The sequence below is a fragment of the Curtobacterium sp. ME12 genome, from assembly GCF_903970855.1.
GTDB classification, from domain to species: Bacteria; Actinomycetota; Actinomycetes; order Actinomycetales; family Microbacteriaceae; genus Curtobacterium; species Curtobacterium poinsettiae_A.
Genome location: NZ_CAJCKD010000048.1, coordinates 1 through 20,798 on the forward strand (window position 1 = coordinate 1; position 20,798 = coordinate 20,798).

16 protein-coding genes, 1 tRNA gene and 1 other RNA gene are annotated in these 20,798 nt (G+C 72.1%); 14 read left to right on the forward strand and 4 right to left on the reverse strand.

The genetic code is table 11. The annotated features are described in order from the left end of the window. Positions 1-120: 120 nt before the first annotated feature. Complete coding sequence (locus H7A73_RS16700) at positions 121-1,551, forward strand: MFS transporter (RefSeq protein WP_182066988.1); 1,431 nt, start codon at positions 121-123, stop codon at positions 1,549-1,551. A 1-nt stretch (position 1,552) separates the two neighbouring features. Then, positions 1,553-2,155: a substrate-binding domain-containing protein gene (locus tag H7A73_RS16705; protein ID WP_182066989.1), complete on the forward strand. Its 603-nt coding sequence runs from the start codon at positions 1,553-1,555 to the stop codon at positions 2,153-2,155. Positions 2,156-2,166: 11 nt separating this feature from the next. On the opposite strand, the gene H7A73_RS16710 is transcribed toward H7A73_RS16705, so the two are convergent. After that, on the reverse strand, positions 2,167-2,748 hold the full coding sequence (locus H7A73_RS16710) for a TetR/AcrR family transcriptional regulator (protein ID WP_182066990.1): 582 nt from the start codon (positions 2,746-2,748) through the stop codon (positions 2,167-2,169). A 227-nt stretch (positions 2,749-2,975) separates the two neighbouring features. On the opposite strand from H7A73_RS16710, the gene H7A73_RS16715 reads away from it, so the two are divergent. Beyond that, on the forward strand, positions 2,976-4,232 hold the full coding sequence (locus H7A73_RS16715) for a multidrug effflux MFS transporter (RefSeq protein ID WP_182066992.1): 1,257 nt from the start codon (positions 2,976-2,978) through the stop codon (positions 4,230-4,232). Between the two features lie 149 nt (positions 4,233-4,381). Here the strand turns inward: H7A73_RS16715 and H7A73_RS16720 are convergent, their stop codons facing one another. Together H7A73_RS16720 and H7A73_RS16725 are read right to left on the reverse strand one after the other, a co-directional pair. Beyond that, positions 4,382-5,023 (reverse strand): hypothetical protein, encoded by a 642-nt coding sequence (locus H7A73_RS16720; RefSeq protein ID WP_182066994.1) that lies wholly within the window; start codon positions 5,021-5,023, stop codon positions 4,382-4,384. Positions 5,024-5,324: 301 nt separating this feature from the next. Beyond that, positions 5,325-5,409 (reverse strand) — tRNA-Ser (locus H7A73_RS16725). 121 nt (positions 5,410-5,530) lie between these two features. Here H7A73_RS16725 and pta point away from each other — a divergent pair. Next, a complete protein-coding gene (gene pta / locus H7A73_RS16730; RefSeq protein WP_182066996.1) occupies positions 5,531-7,639 on the forward strand; it encodes a phosphate acetyltransferase in 2,109 nt (702 codons plus the stop codon). Positions 7,640-7,688: 49 nt separating this feature from the next. Beyond that, positions 7,689-8,885 (forward strand): acetate/propionate family kinase, encoded by a 1,197-nt coding sequence (locus H7A73_RS16735; protein WP_182066998.1) that lies wholly within the window; start codon positions 7,689-7,691, stop codon positions 8,883-8,885. A 206-nt stretch (positions 8,886-9,091) separates the two neighbouring features. Here H7A73_RS16735 and H7A73_RS16740 read toward each other — a convergent pair whose 3' ends face one another. After that, positions 9,092-9,766, reverse strand: a complete 675-nt coding sequence (locus H7A73_RS16740; RefSeq protein ID WP_182067000.1) for an SDR family oxidoreductase — start codon at positions 9,764-9,766, stop codon at positions 9,092-9,094. Between the two features lie 37 nt (positions 9,767-9,803). Here H7A73_RS16740 and ffs point away from each other — a divergent pair. The 9 genes from ffs to H7A73_RS18255 all read left to right on the forward strand — a co-directional run. Further along, positions 9,804-9,900, forward strand: an RNA gene (gene ffs, locus H7A73_RS16745) — signal recognition particle sRNA small type. 95 nt (positions 9,901-9,995) lie between these two features. Next, positions 9,996-12,755 carry a DNA polymerase III subunit gamma and tau gene (locus H7A73_RS16750; protein ID WP_182067002.1) on the forward strand — a complete coding sequence of 920 codons (2,760 nt, stop codon included), beginning with the start codon at positions 9,996-9,998 and terminating at the stop codon, positions 12,753-12,755. Further along, on the forward strand, positions 12,755-13,354 hold the full coding sequence (gene recR / locus H7A73_RS16755) for a recombination mediator RecR (protein WP_017888680.1): 600 nt from the start codon (positions 12,755-12,757) through the stop codon (positions 13,352-13,354). Before H7A73_RS16750 ends, recR begins: the two co-directional genes overlap by 1 nt. A 116-nt stretch (positions 13,355-13,470) precedes the next feature. Beyond that, the gene (locus H7A73_RS16760) at positions 13,471-14,736 is read left to right on the forward strand and encodes an aspartate kinase (RefSeq protein ID WP_017888681.1); all 1,266 of its coding nucleotides are present in this window, start codon (positions 13,471-13,473) and stop codon (positions 14,734-14,736) included. 43 nt (positions 14,737-14,779) lie between these two features. Continuing rightward, entirely contained in the window at positions 14,780-15,832 is a 1,053-nt protein-coding gene (locus tag H7A73_RS16765; RefSeq protein WP_182067004.1) for an aspartate-semialdehyde dehydrogenase, read from the forward strand. Positions 15,833-15,928: 96 nt separating this feature from the next. After that, positions 15,929-17,416 carry a malate:quinone oxidoreductase gene (locus H7A73_RS16770; RefSeq protein ID WP_182067006.1) on the forward strand — a complete coding sequence of 496 codons (1,488 nt, stop codon included), beginning with the start codon at positions 15,929-15,931 and terminating at the stop codon, positions 17,414-17,416. A 47-nt stretch (positions 17,417-17,463) separates the two neighbouring features. Then, positions 17,464-18,618 carry an Rv2578c family radical SAM protein gene (locus H7A73_RS16775; RefSeq protein WP_182067007.1) on the forward strand — a complete coding sequence of 385 codons (1,155 nt, stop codon included), beginning with the start codon at positions 17,464-17,466 and terminating at the stop codon, positions 18,616-18,618. Between the two features lie 170 nt (positions 18,619-18,788). Next, on the forward strand, positions 18,789-20,009 hold the full coding sequence (locus H7A73_RS16780) for an ATP-binding protein (protein WP_182067009.1): 1,221 nt from the start codon (positions 18,789-18,791) through the stop codon (positions 20,007-20,009). Positions 20,010-20,711: 702 nt separating this feature from the next. Further along, a partial coding sequence (locus tag H7A73_RS18255; RefSeq protein ID WP_411469320.1) for a hypothetical protein occupies positions 20,712-20,798 on the forward strand: 87 nt, incomplete at its 3' end.

The following is a 20,798-nucleotide window of genomic DNA, read 5'->3' on the forward strand; positions in this document are numbered from 1 at the left end:
GGGGCGACGGGGCGCAGGAGGGCGGGGCGCGGGGCGACGGGGCGCAGGACGGCGGGGCGCAGGACGGCGGGGCGCGCGACCCGCTGCCGTGTCGTCGGCGCCCGCCCCTACGATGATCGGGTGAGCACACCGGCGTCGCGGACCAGCCTGCTGAGCGGGCCGTACGCCCTCGCGACGATCGGCATGGTCGCGATCGTCGGCGTCGCGGCGTTCCAGAACCTGGCGATGACGACGATCATGCCGGTGATCAGCCGTGACCTCGACGGCGAGACCCTGTACGCGCTCGCCTTCGCCGCCCCGCTCGCCGCCGGGGTGCCCGGCATGGTGCTCGCCGGCAACTGGACCGATCGCGCCGGTGGTCGGATCGTGGCGTGGGTCTCGGCGGCGTTCTTCGCGGTGGGGACCGCCGTGGTCATGCTCGCACCGACCATGGAGGTGTTCCTGGCCGGGCGGCTCGTCGAGGGGTTCGGCGCCGGGGCCATCGACGTGGTGCTGTACGTGCTCGTCGCCCGGATCTTCCCCGCCGAGCTGCACGGACCGGTGTTCGCCGGGTTCGCCGCGGCCTGGGTCGTCCCGGCGCTGATCGGTCCCGCCCTGGCCGGCATCGTCACCGACACCTGGAACTGGCACTGGGTGTTCGCCGGGGCCCTGGTGATCGCGTTGGCCGCCTTCACCCTGCTCGTGCCGACGCTCGGCCGGCTGCACGCCCCGGCCTCGTCGCTCCGCCCGCCGTGGCAGCGGGTCCGGATCGGGTGGTCGGTGGCGGCGGCCGTGTCGATCCTGCTGCTCAACGTGGCGCCGGACCTGGCCCCGTGGGGCATGGTCGCGGCGGTCGTCGTCGGGCTGGTCGGCACCTGGTTCGCCCTGCGTCCGCTGCTGCCGGCCGGGACGTTCCGGGCCGCTGCCGGGCTGCCATCGGTCGTGCTGCTGCGCGGGCTCGTCGCCGCGTCGTTCTTCGGGAGCGAGGCGTACGTGCCGTTCCTGCTGCAGGCCGAACACGGGTTGTCGCCGTCGGCCGCGGGGCTCGCCCTGACGGTGGCGGCACTCAGCTGGGCCGCGTCGAGCTGGGCGCACGGCCGTCTGGGGGAGCGGCGGCTCACCGCCCGTCGCACCTTCGGGGTGGGACTCACGCTGGTGCTCATCAGCCTGGTGACCGCGCTCGCGGTCGCGACGTTCGACCTGTCGTGGTGGGTGCTGGTCGCTGGCTGGTTCGTCGGCGGTGCGGGCATGGGCGCGATCTACCCGCGCGCCTCGATGCTGACCCTGCGGTTCTCCGGCGAGGGCGACGACGGGTTCGCGAGCTCGGCCCTGACGATCGCTGATGCCGCGGGCAGCGTGATCGGTCTGGCGGTGACCGGCCTGCTCTTCACCGCGACCGGTGGAGCCGACGGCACCGTGTCGTTCCCCCTGGTGTTCGCGGCGATGATCGGGTTCGCTGCACTGGCGATCGCGGCCGTTCGACGGCTCGGCCCCGTGCCGGCACCGGCGACGACGGTCCCGGCGGACCCGGGCGGGACCGTGTCGTCGTCGCACGGCCCGGCCGCCGGGTAGCGTGGCAGACCGGACCGAAGAGGAGACCACCGTGCTGCGCATCGTCGCCGTGACCGTCGCCCTGGCGGCGGCCCTGACCCTGGCCGGGTGCCAGGGCACGACGTCGGCCGCCCCCACACCCGTGCAGAGCACCGACCTGACGAGCTCCGACGGCGGTTTCGACCAGCAGGCCGTGATCGGTGTCGTCCTGGTGCACGACGACGCGGCACTCGCCGACCGGCTCCGTACGGACCTGACCGACGCCGGGTTCCGGCCGGACGTCCGGGTCGCTCCGGCATCGGGTGCGGCGGCGTCCCAGCGGACCGCGGTCGCCCAGCTCGTGCGGAAGGGCGCCAAGGCCCTGCTCGTGCACGCCGCCCGACCGTCCGCACTGACCGGCGTGATCCAGACCGCCCACGATGCCGGGGTCGTCGTGGTGTCCCTCGGCGACCCGCTCCCCGCGACCGGCACCGGTGGCGACGGGGTGTCCGCCGACTACCGCGTACCGTCCGAGGGCGACGATGCCGACACCGCGGCGACGGCGGTCGACGTCGTGCAGTCCCTGCAGCGCGGCGAGAAGCCGGAGACCGACCCGACGGACGGCGCCACGACCGACGCCGAGTAGGAACGGTCCGCTCAGCTCCACCACGTCGGGAACGACAGCGTGATCGTCTCCACCAGCGCCTTCCGCGACCGCCGGGGTCCGGCGAGCCAGGCCTCGATCGCCCCGACGAAGCCCTGCGCCACGAACCCCGCGGCCACGTCGTCGAGCAGGTCGGGCCGGTGTGCGGGGTCGAGCTCGCGGATGTGCAGCGCGCTCGACACCGTGAAGTGCTCGACGAGCAGCCGGTGCAGCGAGGCGTCGTTCGGGTCCGGCAGTGCCTTGCCGTAGATGTCACGGTGCGTCGTCACGTGCTCGACGACGGCGTTGATGCCGCGCCGGGTGATGGCCGCGAGCTCGTCGGCTCCGGCGCCCCGGTCGGCGGCGGCTCGGCGTTCGTCGGCGTCGTCCTGCCGGATGCGGTCGAGTTCCGGCGTCAGGACGTCGGCGAGCAGCGACCCGGGCGAGACGGCGTGCGAGTAGAACGTGGCCCGGTTGATGCCGGCGGCACGCGTGACGTCGGCGACGGTGATCTCCGAGACCGGTCGGTCCGCGGCGAGTCGCAGGATCGCCTCGCGCAGCGCTGCAGTGGTGTGCAGGATCCGGGCATCCACCATGACGCCCACCCCCTTCTGATCCGCTTCACCCGGAAGGCCCCCGAGCAACCCGACGCTACCGCATGGTCCGCGCGGGGCCGAGGGGCAGCACGAGCCGCTTCACGCGGGCGGGCTGCACCGGCGACGCCGAGCACGCACCGGCGACCGTAGGATGGTTCCGCGGACGAATCGATTCGATCGGCCCGCGATCACCCCTCCACCCCTCATCGTCGAAGGACTCCTGTCTCGTGACCGCGCCCGCCACCACCGGTTCGCTCCGGGTCGTCCTGCACCCGGGAGACTCGCTCTCCCGCGGGCAGCGACTCGTCTACGTCTTCGTCCTGGGTGCCCTCACGGCGCTCGGTCCGTTCACGATCGACCTGTACCTCCCGGCGTTCCCGGCGATCAAGGACCAGTTCGGCGTCACCGACGGCGCGGTCCAGCTGACGCTCACCGCGACGACGCTCGGCTTCGCCATCGGGCAGCTCCTGGTCGGCCCGTGGAGTGACAAGGTCGGCCGCCGGCTGCCGCTGATCATCGCGACCACGGTGCACATCGCCGCGTCGATCGGTGCCGCGACCGCGCCGGACATCGAGCTGCTCGCGGTGTTCCGCGTGCTGCAGGGCATGGGCGCCGCGGCCGGCGGTGTCGTCGCGATGGCGACGGTGCGTGACCTGTTCGGGGGCAAGCCGCTGGTGCGGATGCTGTCCCGTCTGGCGATGGTGAACGGCCTCGCACCGATCCTCGCGCCGCTCATCGGTTCGCAGATGCTGCAGTTCACCAGCTGGCGCGGCATCTTCGTCTTCCTCGCCTGCTACGGCCTGGCGGTGGTGATCGCGTCGATCCTGCTCATCGTCGAGACCCTGCCGCCGGCCCGCCGGCACGAGGCCGGGCACTCCACCATCGGCCAGCGCTACAAGGCGCTGTTCTCCGACCGGATCTTCGTCGGTGTCGCGCTCATCGGCGCCATGGTGTTCAGCGGTCTGTTCTCGTACCTCAGCGCGTCGCCGTTCCTGTTCCAGCAGGTCTACGGGCTCGACGCGCAGCAGTACGGGCTGCTCTTCGCCGTCAACTCCGTCGGGGTCGTCCTGGGCGTGCAGATCTCGTCGCGGCTCGCCCAGCGGGTGGGTCCGCAGTGGATCCTCGCGTGCTCGACCGCGACCCTGCTGCTGGCATCGATCGCGATCATCGTCCTCGACCAGGTCGGGGCCGGTCTGGTCGGCGTGCTCGTGCCGCTCTGGTTCTTCATCGCCGCGTGCGGGTTCTCGTTCCCGCTCGTCCAGGTCATCGGTCTCGCTGCCCACGGGAAGGAGGCAGGCACCGCCGCCTCGGTGCTCGGCGCCCTGAACTTCGGCGTCGCCGGGCTCATCTCGCCGGTGGTCGGCTGGCTCGGCATCACGACGGCGACCCCGATGGCGATGGTGATGGCGTCGACCGCCGCCGTCGCGATCCTGATGCTCTGGTTCGTGGTCCGCCCGCGGGCGGTGCCCGCGCTCTCGCACTGAGAAGACGGGCTCCACGGGCCCCGGTCGTGCGGCCCGGGTCACGTCCGGCGCGTGGCCGACGGCCGGGAGGCTCGGGTCGCCACCGACGCGGAACCAACGGAGCCGGGTACCGCGGTCCGCGGGCCCCTGCCGCGCCGCGACGGGGAGGGTCAGCGGGCGTTGAGGCCGGCGAACTCCACGGCGAGCAGCCCGCCGACGACCAGCACGACGAGGCCGCCGACGAGCAGGAACGCCGACCGCTGCTCGTACCAGGCGCGGCTCGTCGGGTAGCGCTTCGCGAAGGTGCGGGCGGAGACCGGCCGGGACTCCTCGACGACCTGTACGCCGAGCGCGTCGACGACCCGGTCGAGCCCGTCGTCCCCCCAGACGTCGGCGCGGAGCCGGAAGAGGTGCGTTCCGGTCCGGTCGAAGGCGACGAGTTCCCGTACGGTCCGGTCCACCGAGGAGCCGAAGGTCGTGGCGAGCACGAGGCTGTGCACGCGCTCGCGGGGGACCCGCCGGTGCGCCGTGAGGACGCCACGGATCGTCAGGCCGTCGTCGTCGATCCCGATGAACGCGGTGTGCAGTCGGACGAACACGATGCCGACGGCCGCGGCCATCGCGACGACGATCCCGGCGAACACGGCCCACGTGCGGAACGGGAACGAGACCCAGACCAGGGCGACGGCGAGGGGCACGGCCGAGAAGGCGATGCTCAGCGCGGTGGAACGGACGAGCGACCGGCGCGGACGGAGGACCGTGTCGAAGACGGCGGACCGCACGGGTACTGCGGGCACGGTTGTCTCCCCCATGGCGCGTCTCCTCGTCCCCTCGGGTGTTCCGGGCACGCTGATCAGCACGCCCTCCGAGCGACGCCCCTGCCGCTCGATGCACCGCGGTCGGCTCGTCCCGGAGCCGTTCGCTCGGCCAGCATAGGCGACCGACGGGTACCGGGGACAGCCCGTTCCACCCCTGGTCGGCGTTTCCCGGCCAACCCAGGGGGAACAGGGCACGCGCTCGTCCGCAGGGTGGAGGACTGGGCGGTCGTGCAACGACGAAGGACCCGCACCGATCGGTGCGGGTCCCTCGTGGGTGGTTCTGTCCTGTTCGCTGCGGAGAATGGGGGATTCGAACCCCCGAGGGCTTGCACCCAACACGCTTTCCAAGCGTGCGCCATAGGCCACTAGGCGAATTCTCCTGACACCGTCTCGCGACGGCGACACCCAATGGTACAGGTTCTCCGGGGTGCTCACGACCGCGTGTCGTCGGTGGCCGTGCTCCCAGATGTCGTGACATGTGCGGCGACTACCCTGGGCGTCGTGTCGACCCGCATCTACATCACGTCAGCAGAAGGGCACACGGGCAAGAGCACCGTCGCCCTCGGTGTCCTCGAGACCCTCGCCCGGTCCGTCGGCCGCGTCGGCGTGTTCCGGCCCGTCGCCCGCTCGGTCGTCGAACCCGACTACGTGCTCGAGCTGCTGCTGCAGCACACGGCCGTCGGCATCTCGTACGACGACGCGGTCGGCGTCACCTACGACGACGTGCACGCCGACCCCGAGGCGGCGCTCGGCACCATCGTCACCCGGTTCGCGCAGGTCGAGCGGCAGTGCGACGCCGTCGTGGTGCTCGGGTCCGACTACACCGACGTGGGCAGCCCCACCGAGCTGTCCTTCAACGCGAAGGTCGCCGCGAACCTCGGCGCTCCGGTGCTCCTCGTGCTGGGCGGCCGTGACGCCGCCGAGCGTGCGGCGCGCACCCCCGAGGGCATGGCCCAGGTGGCGGACGTCACGACGAGCGAGCTGCGGGCGGCACACGCGCAGCTGTTCGGCGTCGTGGTGAACCGCGCCGACCCGGACGCCCTGGCCGCCATCGTGACGAGTGTCGAGCAGGCCGTGCACGACGACCACCCGGACGTCCCGGTGTGGGCGATCCCCGAGGACCGCGTGCTCGTCGCCCCGACGGTCCGCGCCCTGCTGCAGGCCACCGGCGCCACCCTGGTGCGCGGGGACGACGCCCTGCTCGACCGCGAGGCCCTCGGCACCGTCGTCGCGGGGATGAGCATGGAGAACGTGCTGCCCCGGCTCATCGAGGGCGGCATCGTCGTCGTCCCCGGCGACCGGAGCGACGTCCTCATCGCCACGCTGCTCGCCAACCAGTCCGAGACGTTCCCGAGCCTTGCCGGCGTCATCCTGAACGGCGGGTTCGAGATCGCCCCGCAGGTGTCCCGGCTGCTCGAGGGCCTGTCGAGCTCGCTGCCGATCGCGCAGAACGACCTCGGCACGTACGACACCGCCCTCCGGATCACCCAGACCCGTGGCCGTCTCGCCGCGGACTCGCCCCGGAAGGCCGACCTCGCGCTCGCCCTGTTCGAGCAGCACGTCGACGCCGAGGCCCTGCGCGACCGGCTGCAGCTCGCCCCGTCCGGGGTCGTCACGCCGCTCATGTTCGAGCACGGCCTGCTCGACCGGGCGCGCAGCTACGGCAAGCGCATCGTCCTGCCGGAGGGCGAGGACGACCGCATCCTCCGCGCCGCATCCACCCTGCTGCAGCGCCAGGTCTGCGAGCTGACGATCCTCGGCGACCCCGCCGCCATCCGTACGCGCGCGACCGAGCTCGGCCTCGACCTCGAGGCCGCGCAGCTCGTCTCGCCGTTCGACCCCGAGCTGCGGGAACGCTTCGCCGAGGAGTACACCCGGCTCCGCGCCCACAAGGGGATGTCGATCGAGCTCGCCCGCGACACCGTCACCGATGTCTCCTACTTCGGCACGATGATGGTGCAGCTCGGACTCGCCGACGGCATGGTCTCCGGCGCGAAGCACACCACGGCGCACACCATCCGGCCGTCGTTCGAGATCATCAAGACCCGTCCGGACACCTCGATCGTGTCCAGCGTGTTCCTGATGGCGCTCGCCGACCGCGTGCTCGTCTACGGCGACTGCGCGGTGATCCCGGACCCCACGAGCGAGCAGCTCGCCGACATCGCGATCTCGTCGGCCGAGACGGCGACCCAGTTCGGCATCGACCCCCGCGTCGCGATGCTCAGCTACTCCACCGGCGACAGCGGCTCCGGCGCCGACGTCGACAAGGTGCGCGCCGGCACCGCGTTCGTGCGGGACCGCCGACCCGACCTGCTCGTCGAGGGCCCGATCCAGTACGACGCCGCAGCCGACCCCACGGTCGCGTCGACCAAGATGCCGGGCTCGCCGGTCGCGGGTCGGGCGACGGTGTTCATCTTCCCGGACCTCAACACCGGCAACAACACGTACAAGGCCGTGCAGCGCTCGGCCGGCGCCGTGGCGATCGGCCCGGTCCTGCAGGGCCTGCGCAAGCCGATCAACGACCTGTCGCGCGGCGCCCTGGTGGGCGACATCGTGAACACCGTCGCCATCACCGCGATCCAGGCCGGTACCGCGACCGACGCGGCCTGACCGCCCGACCCGCACCGCGCCTCCAGGCCCGACAGAAAGTGACCACCCCGTGACCGCAGCCCTCGTCGTCAACTCCGGCTCGAGTTCGTTCAAGTACCAGCTCATCGAACTCGAGGACGAGCGCACGCTCGCCTCGGGGCTCGTCGAGCGCATCGGCGAGTCCGCCGGGGCCTGGAAGCACACCAACGCGCTGACGGGGGAGTCGTCGTCGAACGACTCGGCGTCGGTGCCCGACCACGCCGCCGGGTTCCAGGCGATGATCGACGCGTTCGCGAAGGTCGGCCCGTCGTTCGACGAGCACCCGCCCGCCGTCGTCGGCCACCGTGTCGTGCACGGGGGGACCACCTTCGACCGCGCGACCGTCGTCACGGACGAGGTCGAGCAGCAGATCGAGGACCTCAACAGCCTCGCGCCGCTGCACAACCCCGCGAACCTCGAGGGGATCCGGGCCGCGAAGCAGGTCTTCTCGGACGTCCCGCACGTCGCCGTGTTCGACACCGCGTTCCACCAGACGATGCCGCCGCACGCGTACACGTACGCGATCCCCGCCGACCTGGCCGCCGAGTACGGGATCCGCCGCTACGGCATGCACGGCACCAGCCACAAGTACGTCTCCGAGCAGGCCGCGGAGTTCCTCGACCGGCCGCTCGCCGAACTCAAGACGATCGTGCTGCACCTGGGCAACGGCGCCTCGGTCGCGGCCATCGACGGCGGGAGGTCCATCGAGACCTCGATGGGGCTCACGCCGCTCGAGGGGCTCGTCATGGGCACCCGCTCCGGCGACCTCGACCCCGCGGTGCTCATCCACCTGCACCGCGAGGCCGGGATGACCTTCGACGAGCTCGACACGATGCTCAACAAGCGGTCCGGCCTGCTCGGCCTGACCGGCAACGGCGACATGCGCGACGTCCAGGACGCGGCCACCAAGGGCGACGAGCAGGCGGAGGCGGCGCTCGCCGTGTACCGCCACCGCATCCGTCGCTACGTGGGCGCCTACACGGCGCAGCTCGGCGGGCTCGACGCGGTCGTGTTCACCGCGGGCGTCGGCGAGAACAACGCGCTGCTGCGACGGCGCGTGCTCGCGGGGCTCGAGCACCTGGGCATCGAGATCGACCCGGACCGCAACGAGCTGGCGTCGCGCGACGCCCGCCGCATCTCGACCGACGGCTCACGGGTCGCGGTGCTCGTGGTCCCGACGAACGAGGAGCTCGAGATCGCCCGGCAGTCGGCTGCGGTCGCGCTCTGACGCGTGACGCCGAGCCGCCTTGCGGCACGGCGGCACGGCGGAGCGGCGCACGGTGCGGTGTTCGTGGGTCGGTGCGGGGCTGGCGGCTGGGTGCGCGCTTGCAGCGCGGCACGGGGCGCGGAAGTCCGAACCGGGTGAGCGGGTGGCACGTGCGCGGCCCGGCGCCTTCGGCGAGGGACTCGCACGGTGCGGGCTCCACCGACCGCTCAGGTGAGTGCGTCCAGCGCCGCCGGGATCGGGGTGTCGCCGCTGGTGACCTCGAACTGCACGCCGACCGCCGCGTCGTCGAGCAGGGCGTGCAGGACCACGGTCGCGACGTCCGCGCGGGGGATCGAGCCGCGCGGTACCGTCCGACCGACGTCGACGGTGCCCTGCGGCGGCGTGTCGAGCAGGCCGCCGGGACGCACGATCGTCCAGCGGAGGCGTCGGGCCCGCAGGTTCGCGTCCGCCTCGGCCTTCGCCCGCAGGTAGACCTGGAACACCGCGGCGTCGTCCTGCGCGGGCACGACGGCGAGCTCCGGGTCGTAGGTGTCGGCCGCCATCGCGGAGATCATCACGTAGCGCTCGATGCCGGCACGCTCGGCGGCGTCGGCGAGCAGGATGGCACCGTCACGGTCGACGGTGAGCTTCCGCTCGGCGCCGCTGTTCGGCCCGGCACCGGCGGCGAACACCACGGCATCGACACCGCGCAGGCGGAGCGCCAGGTCGTCGTCGCCGAGCTGCTCCAGGTCGGCGACGATCGCACGCGCCCCCTGTTGCTCGACGTCGGCCACGTGCGCGGGGTTGCGGACGATCGCGACGGCGTCGTGGCCGGCGTCGGTGATCTGGCGGGCGAGGAGCAGGGCGATCTGGCCGTGTCCTCCGGCGATGGCGATCTTCATGTGTTCGAGTCTGCCCGTCGCGTCCGGTAGACTTCTCGGCGGCTCCTCACGTGACGCCATCCAGGCCAACTCCCCCAGGGCGGAAACGCAGCAAGGGTAACCAGGCTCTGGCGGGTGCGTGAGGAGTCTTCTTCGTTTCCGGGGAGGGGGAGCCGGGGCTGCGCACGCGCGCTGACCGGAGCTGTGGAAGGGCACGCGGCTTGTCGGTCGTGACGGCTACCCTTGTCGCGTGGTCACCGCCCTGTATCGCCGTTACCGGCCCGAGAACTTCGCCGAGCTGATCGGGCAGTCGCAGGTCACCGACCCGCTCCGCACGGCGCTCCGCACGAACCGCGTCAACCATGCCTACCTGTTCAGCGGGCCCCGTGGCTGCGGCAAGACGACCTCGGCCCGCATCCTCGCGCGCTGCCTGAACTGCGCCGAGGGCCCGACCGACACCCCGTGCGGCGTCTGCCCGAGCTGCGTGGAACTCGCCCGCGACGGCAGCGGTTCACTCGACGTCATCGAGATCGACGCCGCGAGCCACAACGGTGTCGACGACGCGCGTGACCTGCGCGACCGGGCCGTGTTCGCGCCGGCTCGCGACCGCTACAAGATCTTCATCCTCGACGAAGCGCACATGGTGACGCCGCAGGGCTTCAACGCGCTGCTCAAGCTGGTCGAGGAACCGCCGGAGCACGTCAAGTTCATCTTCGCGACGACCGAGCCCGAGAAGGTCATCGGCACCATCCGGTCGCGCACCCACCACTACCCGTTCCGGCTCGTCCCACCCGCGGCGATGCTCGAGTACGTCGAGCAGCTCTGCACGCAGGAGTCCGTGTCGGTGGCCCCCGGCGTCCTGCCCCTGGTGGTGCGCGCCGGCGGTGGGTCCGTCCGCGACACCCTGTCGCTGCTCGACCAGCTCATGGCCGGCAGCGAAGACGGTGCGATCGCCTACGAGCGTGCCGTGGCCCTGCTCGGCTACACCGACGCCGCCCTGCTCGACGACGTCGTCGACGCCCTGGCCGTCGCCGACCCGGCGTCCGCGTTCGCCGCGATCGACCGGGTCGTGCAGACCGGACAGGACCCCCGGCGCTTCGTCGAGGACCTGCTCGAGCGCCTGCGCGACCTGATCGTCGTCGCGGCGACGAACGAGAGCGCCGCCGCCGTCCTGCGCGGGGTCTCACCGGAAGAACTCGACACCATGAGCCGCCAGGCCGGGGTCTTCGGTGCGACCGGGCTCTCCCGCTCAGCCGACATCGCGAACCGGGCCCTCACCGAGATGACCGGCGCGACCTCGCCCCGGTTGCACCTCGAACTCATGACGGCCCGGATGCTCGTGCCCGAGGCCGACGACACCCAGCGCGGAGCCCTCGCCCGCGTGGAGCGGCTGGAACGTCGTGTCGGGGTGGGCGACGCCGGTGGGCACGACGCCGGCGTCGGCGAGCAGTCCGCTCCCGCTCCCGCCGTCGCCGCTGCACCGCGTCGTGAGCAGCCGGCAGCCGCGGCACCCGCAGCGCCTGCTCCCTCCCTCGCCCCGACGCCCGCTCCTGCAGCGGCTCGTACGACGGCCCAGCGTCCCGTCGAGCAGCCCGCCGCGCCGCAGGCCGACTCCGGCGCCGTGGCTCGCGACGCCGCAGCGTCATGGGCAGCGGTCGCTCCGAGTACTCCCGGGGCGCCTGCGCCGACCTCGACCGAGCCCGCGAAGTCAGAGCCCGCGAAGTCAGAGCCGTCCAAGCTGGAGCCCGCGAAGCCCGCGGCCGAGCCGGTCAGCCCGTCGTCCACCGGCCAGGGCACGACGATCGGTGACGAGCCCGCCGTCCGGACCGTCGGTGCGGTCGGCTTCCAGCAGATGCGCGACTCCTGGCCGCAGATCGTCGAGCACGTGCAGCACGCCAAGCGTTCGGCGTGGTCGGTGGTCGTCACGGCGCAGGTCACCGCGCTGCGTGACGACGTGCTGACGCTGACGTTCCCGAGCCAGCAGGACGTCGCCTCGTTCAAGGAGATGTCCGACCCGTCGGCCAGCGTCAGCGAACTGCTGCGCGCTGCCATCGTGGACGTCCTCGGGCTCCGGGTGAAGTTCGTCGCCCGCGGGCCCGGACAGCAGCAGCGTCCCCAGCAGCAGCAGCAGCGTCCCCAGCAGCAGCAGCAGCAGCAGCAGGCTCCGGCACAGCAGGCCGCACCGGCCCAGCGTCCGGCCCCCGCCACGCAGGTGGCCGCTGCCGCTCCCACGCCGACGGCCGCCCCTGCCACGGAGTCGCAGGCCGCGTCGGCAACGCCCGAGTCGACGACAGCTCCCGCGCCGACGGCGGCGCCGGCACCGAAGTCCGCGCCGGCGCCGAAGGCAGCGCCGACCGCGTCCGCGCCGCAGCGCAGCCAGGCACCGGCTGAGTCGACCCCCGCTCCCTCCGGTGCGCCGGTGACGGACTGGGCGGTCGCGACCATCCCCGCCAGCGACCCCACCGCCGACGCCGTCTCGGAGTCCGTCGAGCCCAGCTGGGCAGCACCCTTCGGCACCGTGCCGGCGTCCGCGCCGGTCGCTCCGGCCGAGACGAGCGCGCCCCAGCCGACCGAGCCGGCACCGTCGGCCGCACCCGCGCGACCGGCCGGTGCCACGGCCGGGCAGCCCGACCAGCCGACCACCCCGGGTCCGCAGGCGGCTCCCGGAGCGGCAGCCGCGCCTCCCGGCGGACCCGTCGTCCCGGGTGTGCCGGTCGATGACTACCCGCTCGACGACGAACCGTACGACGACGGCGCCCCGTTCCCCGACCCGGGGATCGGACGAGGCCCAGCGCCCGCAGCATCCGCAGCGCCCGCAGCCGCGGCGTCGGCGGGCCAGACGCAGCAGGCCGCCCCGCAGCGCGCGGCACAGTCGGCCGCCGCTCCCGCGCGCACCGCGCCGCCCGCGCGACGCGCCCCGGTCGCCGGCCGGTACGGGGAGGCCGTCGTGCGTGAGATCCTCAACGCCCAGTTCATCGAGGAGACCGCTCTCCACCAGGACGGTGCCTGATGTACGACGGGATCGTCCAGGACCTCATCGACGAGTTCGGTCGCCTGCCCGGCATCGGCCCGAAGTCGGCGCAGCGCATCGCCTTCCACATCCTGCAGACCGAGTCGTTCGATCCGAGCCGGCTGTCCGAGCTGCTCGCCGACGTCAAGGAGCGCGTCCGCTTCTGCGAGATCTGCGGCAACGTCACCGAGAACGTCCAGTGCAGCATCTGCCGCGACCCGCGCCGCTCGCCGGCCACGATCTGCGTGGTGGAAGAGGCGAAGGACGTCGCGGCGATCGAGCGCACCCGCGAGTTCCGCGGGCTGTACCACGTGCTCGGCGGGGCGATCAGCCCGATCGACGGCATCGGACCGGACGACCTGCGCATCCAGCAGCTCATGACGCGTCTGGCCGACGGCACCGTGGCCGAGGTCATCATCGCGACCGACCCGAACCTCGAGGGCGAGGCGACGGCGACCTACTTGAGCCGGCTGCTCGTCCCGATGGGGATCCGCACCACCCGGCTCGCGTCGGGGCTGCCGGTCGGCGGCGACCTGGAGTACGCCGACGAGGTCACGCTCGGTCGTGCCTTCGAGGGGCGCCGCGTCGTCGGCGGCTGACCGCCACGCAGGATCCTTGCGTGCGGGCCCGCTCGCACGCAACATCCCCGAAACACCGACTACCATTGTGAGACCGCGTGACCTCGCGGTGTCGCCGTCTCCGGGAGTACCGTCCAGTGGCCTTGATCGTGCAGAAGTTCGGTGGTTCATCCGTCGCGGACGCCGAGAGCATCAAGCGCGTGGCGAAGCGGATCGTCGAGACGAAGAAGGCCGGCAACGACGTGGTCGTGGCGGTGTCGGCGATGGGCGACACCACCGACGAACTCGTCGACCTCGCGCACTCCGTCACGCCGATCCCCGCCGGCCGTGAGCTCGACATGCTCCTGACCGCGGGGGAGCGCATCTCGATGGCGCTGCTCGCGATGGCGATCAAGAGCCTCGGGGTCGAAGCATCGTCCTACACCGGCAGCCAGGCCGGCATGCTCACCGACGCGCAGCACGGCAAGGCGCGCATCGTCGACGTCACCCCGAAGCGCGTGCGTGAGGCGCTCGACTCCGGGCACGTCGCGATCGTCGCCGGGTTCCAGGGCTTCAACCGCACCACGGGCGAGATCACCACGCTCGGTCGAGGCGGCTCGGACACCACGGCCGTCGCCCTCGCCGCTGCACTCGACGCCGACGTCTGCGAGATCTACACCGACGTCGACGGCATCTTCACCGCCGACCCCCGTGTCGTGCCGAAGGCACGCAAGGTCGACCGCGTCACCAGCGAGGAGATGCTCGAGCTCGCAGCATCGGGTGCCAAGGTCCTGTACATCCGCGCCGTCGAGTACGCCCGGCGGCACGGCGTCACCCTGCACGTCCGGTCCTCGTTCAACAACAACGAGGGCACCATCGTCTACAACCCTGCCGAGGGGGAAACCGTGGAAGAACCGATCATCACCGGGATCGCCGGAGACCTCTCCGAGGGCAAGATCACCGTCGTGGGGGTCCCGGACCAGCCGGGCAAGGCCGCCGAGATCTTCACGAACGTCGCGCGCGCCGGGGCGAACATCGACATGATCGTCCAGAACGTGTCGGCAGCCTCGACCGGGCGGACGGACATCTCGTTCACCCTGCCGAAGGACCAGGGTCAGACCGTGCTGACGGCGCTCGAGGTCGCGAAGGCCGACATCGGTTACGAGAGCATCCAGTACGACGACCAGATCGGCAAGCTCGCCCTGGTCGGTGCCGGCATGCGCACGAACGCCGGTGTCTCGGCGCAGCTGTTCCGCGCCCTGCACGACGCATCGATCAACATCGAGATGATCTCCACGTCCGAGATCCGCATCTCGGTCGTGACCCGCGCCGACACCCTGAACGAGGCGATGCGCGTCGTGCACAGTGCGTTCGGCCTCGACGCCGACGCCGAGGCCGTCGTCTACGCCGGTACCGGCCGCTGACGCCCGCCGCCCCGTCGATCCGCTGAACCACCAGGAGCACCGCATGAGCACCCTCACCGTCGCCGTCGTCGGCGCCACCGGCCAGGTCGGCGCCGTGATGCGTCGCCTGCTCGAAGAGCGCGCGTTCCCGGCCGACCGGGTCCGCTTCTTCGCGAGCGCCCGTTCCGCCGGTACGACGCTGCCGTTCCGGGGCGAGCAGATCGTGGTCGAGGACTCCGAGCTCGCCGACCCGTCCGGCATCGACATCGCGCTGTTCTCCGCCGGGGCAACCGCCTCGCGGGCCCTCGCGCCGAAGTTCGCCGCCGCCGGGGCACTCGTCGTCGACAACTCGAGTGCCTGGCGCATGGACCCCGACGTCCCGCTCGTCGTGAGCGAGGTGAACCCGCACGCCATCGACCAGGCGCCGAAGGGGATCATCGCGAACCCGAACTGCACGACCATGGCGATCATGCCGGTGCTCAAGGTGCTCGACACCGAGTCCGGGCTCCGCCGACTCGTCGCCACGACCTACCAGGCGGTCTCGGGTTCCGGGCTCGCCGGGGTCGAGGAACTCCTGGGCCAGGCGACGGCCGCGCTCGAGCAGGACACCGCCGCGCTGACGCACGACGGATCCGCCGTGACGTTCCCCGAGCCGGTCAAGTACGTCCGCCCGATCGCCTTCGACGTCGTGCCGCTCGCCGGCAGCATCGTCGAGGACGGCCTGGGCGAGACCGACGAGGAGAAGAAGCTCCGGAACGAGAGCCGGAAGATCCTCGAACTCCCCGACCTGCTCGTCGCCGGCACCTGCGTGCGCGTCCCCGTGTTCACCGGGCACTCCATCTCGGTGCACGCCGAGTTCGAGCGTCCGCTGTCGCCCGAGCGCGCCACCGAGATCCTGTCGAGCGCGCCCGGGGTCGAGCTCTCCGAGGTCCCGACCCCGCTGCAGGCCGCCGGCCAGGACCCGGCGTTCGTCGGCCGCATCCGCGCCGACCAGTCCGCGCCCGAGGGCCGAGGCCTCGTCCTGTTCGTCAGCAACGACAACCTGCGGAAGGGCGCCGCGCTCAACGCGGTGCAGATCGCGGAGACGATCGTCGCGCGCCGTTCCGTCGACGCGTAGCGCGCCGAGCGCGACCAGCAGACGGACAGGAGGCCCGTGGCGACACCGCCACGGGCCTCCTGTCCGTCTGTCGGGCGCCGCCGGTAGGATCGACGGGTGGCAGAGCAGCAGGTGGACCCCATCGACGTCGTCCTGATCGGCGGAGGCATCATGAGTGCCACGCTCGGGGCGATCATCCACAGGCTCGAGCCCAGCTGGAAGATCCGCGTGTACGAGCGCCTCGGCACGGTGGCGCAGGAGTCCTCGAACCCGTGGAACAACGCGGGTACCGGGCACTCGGCACTGTGCGAGCTGAACTACACGCCGGAACTGCCGGACGGCCGCGTCGACATCGCGAAGGCCGTCACGGTCAACGAGCAGTTCCAGGTCTCGCGGCAGTTCTGGGCACACCTGGTCGAGACCGGCGTGCTGCCGGAGCCCACGAACTTCATCAACCCCACCCCGCACATCTCCTTCGTGTGGGGCGAGGCCAACGTCGCCTACATGCGCGCCCGGTACGAGGCGATGCGTGACCACCCGCTCTTCGCGGGCATCGAGTTCTCGGACGACCCGGCGCAGATCCGGCGGTGGGCGCCGGCGCTCATCCCGGGTCGCAGGAAGGACCAGCCGATCGCGGCGACCTACTCGGCGGCCGGCTCGGACGTCGACTTCGGGTCGCTCACCCGCCAGCTCTTCGACCAGCTCGAGATCGACGGTGTCGAGTTCGAGCCCTCGCACCAGGTCACCAACCTGACCCGGTCGAAGGTGTCCGAGGGCTGGGTGCTGAACGTCCGCAACGAGATCGGTCGGTCGACGCAGCGCATCGCCGCGAAGTTCGTCTTCGTCGGCGCCGGTGGTGGGGCCCTGCACCTGCTGCAGAAGTCCGGCATCCCGGAGATCCGCGGCTACGGCGGCTTCCCGGTGTCGGGCGAGTTCCTGCGCACCGACGATCCCGAGGTCGTGCAGAAGCACGCCGCCAAGGTCTACGGCAAGGCCAGCGTCGGTGCCCCGCCGATGTCGGTGCCGCACCTCGACACCCGCATCGTCGACGGTGGTTCGTCGCTGATGTTCGGGCCGTACGCCGGGTTCAGCCCGAAGTTCCTGAAGCAGGGTTCGGTCCTCGACCTGTTCCGCTCGATCCGGCCGCACAACCTCCGCCCGATGCTGAGCGTCGCGTTCTCGAACTTCGACCTGGTCCGCTACCTGGTCGGCCAGCTCCTCGCATCGAAGCGCACCAAGTTCGAGGCGCTCCGCGACTTCATGCCGAGCGCCGAACCCGAGCACTGGCACCGGATCACCGCGGGGCAGCGCGTCCAGGTGATCAAGCCAGACAAGGACAAGGGTGGTGTGCTGCAGTTCGGCACCGAGGTCATCACCGCCGCCGACGGCTCGATCGCCGGCCTGCTCGGGGCGTCCCCGGGTGCCTCGACGGCCGTGCCGATCATGCTGACGATGCTGCGCCGGTGCTTCCCGGACCGGTGGGACGGCTGGCAGGACGACGTCCGTGCGATGGTGCCGACCTACGGGAAGGACCTCGGCGACGACCCGGAGCTGGCGGACGCCACGCTCGAGCGCACCGCGAAGGTCCTCGGGCTCCACCACTAGGCGACGCCCGGCTTGCGGTCCGTTCGAACGTGTGTTCGAATGACGGCATGCGGTGGAGTGGACAGGCGATCGATGTCGAGCAGAGCGACGCGCTGCCCGGGATGGAATCGAACAGCGGGTTCGTCCGGAGCGTGACGACGCCCGAGTTCGCCGGGGTGACCTTCCACGAGGTCCTGGCGAAGAGCGCCCTGAACCGGGTGCCGAGCGCGGACGGCTCGGGGACGTACGGTTGGACGATCAACCCGTACCGCGGGTGCAGCCACGCCTGCGTGTACTGCTTCGCCCGCCCGACCCACACGTACCTGGAGTTCGACGGCGGCGCCGACTTCGACCAGCAGATCGTGGTGAAGACGAACGTCGCCGACGTGCTGCGTCGTGAGCTCGGCAAGCCCTCGTGGGACCGTCACCCGGTGGCGCTCGGCACGAACACCGACCCGTACCAGCGGGCCGAGGGGCGGTACCGGCTGATGCCCGGCGTGATCGAGGCACTGGCGGAGTCGCGCACGCCGTTCAGCATCCTGACGAAGGGCACCCTGCTGCGCCGCGACCTGCCGCTGCTGGCCGAGGCGGCGAAGGTGGTGCCGGTCGACCTCGCGATGTCGATCGCCGTGTACGACGACCCGCTGCAACAGTCGGTCGAGTCCGGCACGCCGACGACGTCGGCCAGGCTGGCGACCGTGCGGGCCATCCGCGACGCGGGGCTCGACTGCGCCGTGTTCCTGATGCCCGTGCTGCCGTACATCACCGACACCCGGGCGCACCTCGACGACGCCATCGGTCGGGCGACCGCGGCAGGTGCGACGAGCATCATGTACTCGGCGCTGCACCTGCGGCCCGGCGTCAAGCCGTGGTGGTTCGAGTGGCTCGGCCGTGAGCGACCCGACCTGGTGCAGCGGTACCGCGCGATGTACCTCTACAACACCTACGCGCCGAAGGACTACCGGCGGTGGCTGTCGGAGCGCATCCGCCCGATCCTGGCGGCGCACGGGGTGGGGCTGGGTCGTGTGGACCCGGCGACGGGGTCGATGGGGTTCTCCGAACCGCGAACGCCGCAGCCGGGTGTACCGCAGGGGCTGGGCCCGGGCGGGCCACACGCGCTGCCGCAGGAGCGGTCGGTGCCGACGGTGTCACCGCTGAAGCGTGCCGACCCCGGGTTCGGCCAGCGGCTGCTCCGGCCGGCGGCGGCACAGACGCTGTTCTGAGGGGCGTCTGCCCGGGTCGTGTCCGGTCCGCGTTCGGGGGACAGCAAGCCCCCGGTCCGGGCCGCTATCATCGTGCGGGTCGCCGCACGGCCCCGGATTCGGGGTACACGGCCGCTGCTCCGGTGGTTGGATCGTGGACGGCGCCCTCGCCACCCGGAAGGATCCACCTCGTGCTCGGCATCCCCACGCACCTCGCACCGCGAGTGAACGCGTGGTCGACCGTGCGCGCGTTCCACGCCGGCGCCATCGGGTCCCTGTTGGCCGCGGCCATCACCCTCGTGCTGTACGGCCTGTCCGAGCCCGGGGTGCCGGTCGTCGGCACCGCGTTGGCGGTCGTCCCGATGCTCGCCATGATCGGCGTGCACGTGCAGTTCGGCAGCCGGGTCTCGGCGATCGCGTTCCTGGTCGTCGGCGGTGTCTGCGCCTGGTGGTTCGCCGTCGGGGTGCAGCAGCAGGTACCGACCGGGTGGGTGACCTCGTACCTGATGTCCCTCGTCGTGATCCCGCTCATCCTGGTCGGGGGAGCCGGGGCCGTGCCGAGCCGCGTCGTGCTGTGGTCCTTCGTGGGCTTCCTGACCGGACGACTCGCGACCTGGATCGCCATCGTGCAGGCCGAAGAGACGCCCCGTCCGCTCATCCTGGCGTGGGTCACGCTTGGCTTCGTGGTCGCGCTCGTGCTCTTCACCACCCGCAGCACGGGGCGCAGCGAACGGGTGCAGCCCGAGCTCCTGCGATCTGCGCGTGAAGAACACGTGTCCGCCTACCGGGCCGGGGTCGAGGCCGAGGCGTCCGCGATCCTGCACGACACCGTGCTCAACCACCTGGGCGCCATCACCCTCGCGCCGGACGGCCCGATGGACCCCCACCTCGCCGAGACGGTCGACGCCGACGTCGCGGTGCTCACCGGCAAGGGGTGGCTCACGCCGATCGCCCGTCCGCGTCCCGGGGCTGCGGCCGAGGCGTTCGTCGCCATGGTCGACGAACACCGCACGCTCGGGCTGGACGTCACGGTCTCCGGGGACCCCTCCGCACTCGAGCGCCTGGACCAGCGCGCGCTGTCGGCGGTCGTCCGGGCCGTCGGGCAGTGCCTGGCCAACGTGCGGAAGCACGCGGGGACCGACGCCGCCGAGGTGAGCGTCTTCGACGACAGCGCGTCCTGCACCGTCATGGTCGTCGACGACGGCCGCGGGTTCGACGAGGACGCCACCGGCGCCGACCGGATGGGCCTCCGCGGTTCGGTGCGTGAGCGCATCGGCCGGGTCGGCGGTGACGTCCAGATCTGGTCGTCGCCCGGCTCCGGCACGAGCGTCATGATGACCGTGCCCTACGGACCGGTCACCGGCGCGGTCACCGTGCCGGCGCTCGGCGACGGCAGGGAGGCCGAGCGATGACGGCGGCCGGGCAGCGCCACGGGTCCGGATGGGGCTCCCGCCGGACCGCACAGCAGTACGACCCGCTCGGCGCGATGGGGTCGCGGCCCCTGGCCGTCGTCCTCGGGGCCGGCAGCGTCGTCTGGGCCCTGCTCGTGTCGGTCTTCGACCGCGACGTCGAGGGCAGCCCGACGCTCAGCGCCCTCACCGTGCTGCTCGTCGCGGCCTCGGCGGTGGTGGTGCTCGCTGCCTCGAGTCCGTTCCGTGCGCCGTTCCCGCGTTGGGCGTTCGTCGCGCACGTCGGGTTGCTCGGCCTGGCGTCGGTCACGAGCGTCGCCGCGCAGTGGGGGCCGGACCGGAGTGCCCTGAACGACTTCATGTCCCTGATCACCGCGACCGGCATCGTCATGGTCGCGCCCTACCGTCCGTGGACCGACCTGACGATCGGCGGGGTCGTCCTGGCCGCGGTGAACGCCGTGACCTGGGGCGCTGGTGCAGCGGAGTTCCCACACGAGGTGCCGGTCGCCGTCGCGGCGTTCCTGGCCGCGGCCCCCACGCTCGTGCTGACCGCCGCGTCCGCGGTGTTCGCCTGGACCTTCGCTGGGCTCGCCGAACGGGTGCAGATCCGTGCCGGGTCGTACTCCGTCGCGCGTGCCGAGCGGGACGGCATCGCGCAGAGCGTGCAGCAGGACCGCGCGACGATCCTGTATCGTGACCGTCGGGATGCTGCCCGATGGTCTCCGGTCGCAGTACGGGTTCGCGTGGGGGCCGCGCGAGGAACAACGGTTCCGCCGGACCGTCCGGGCGGTG

Excerpts from the sequence above, each read along its gene's own strand:
- H7A73_RS16720 (WP_182066994.1), bottom strand. The coding sequence starts at position 5,023 with ATGGGGGAGACAACCGTGCCCGCAGTACCCGTGCGGTCCGCCGTCTTC.
- H7A73_RS16740 (WP_182067000.1), bottom strand. The coding sequence starts at position 9,766 with ATGAAGATCGCCATCGCCGGAGGACACGGCCAGATCGCCCTGCTCCTC.
- H7A73_RS16710 (WP_182066990.1), bottom strand. The coding sequence starts at position 2,748 with ATGGTGGATGCCCGGATCCTGCACACCACTGCAGCGCTGCGCGAGGCG.
- H7A73_RS16775 (WP_182067007.1), top strand. The coding sequence starts at position 17,464 with ATGCGGTGGAGTGGACAGGCGATCGATGTCGAGCAGAGCGACGCGCTG.
- recR (WP_017888680.1), top strand. The coding sequence starts at position 12,755 with ATGTACGACGGGATCGTCCAGGACCTCATCGACGAGTTCGGTCGCCTG.
- H7A73_RS16765 (WP_182067004.1), top strand. The coding sequence starts at position 14,780 with ATGAGCACCCTCACCGTCGCCGTCGTCGGCGCCACCGGCCAGGTCGGC.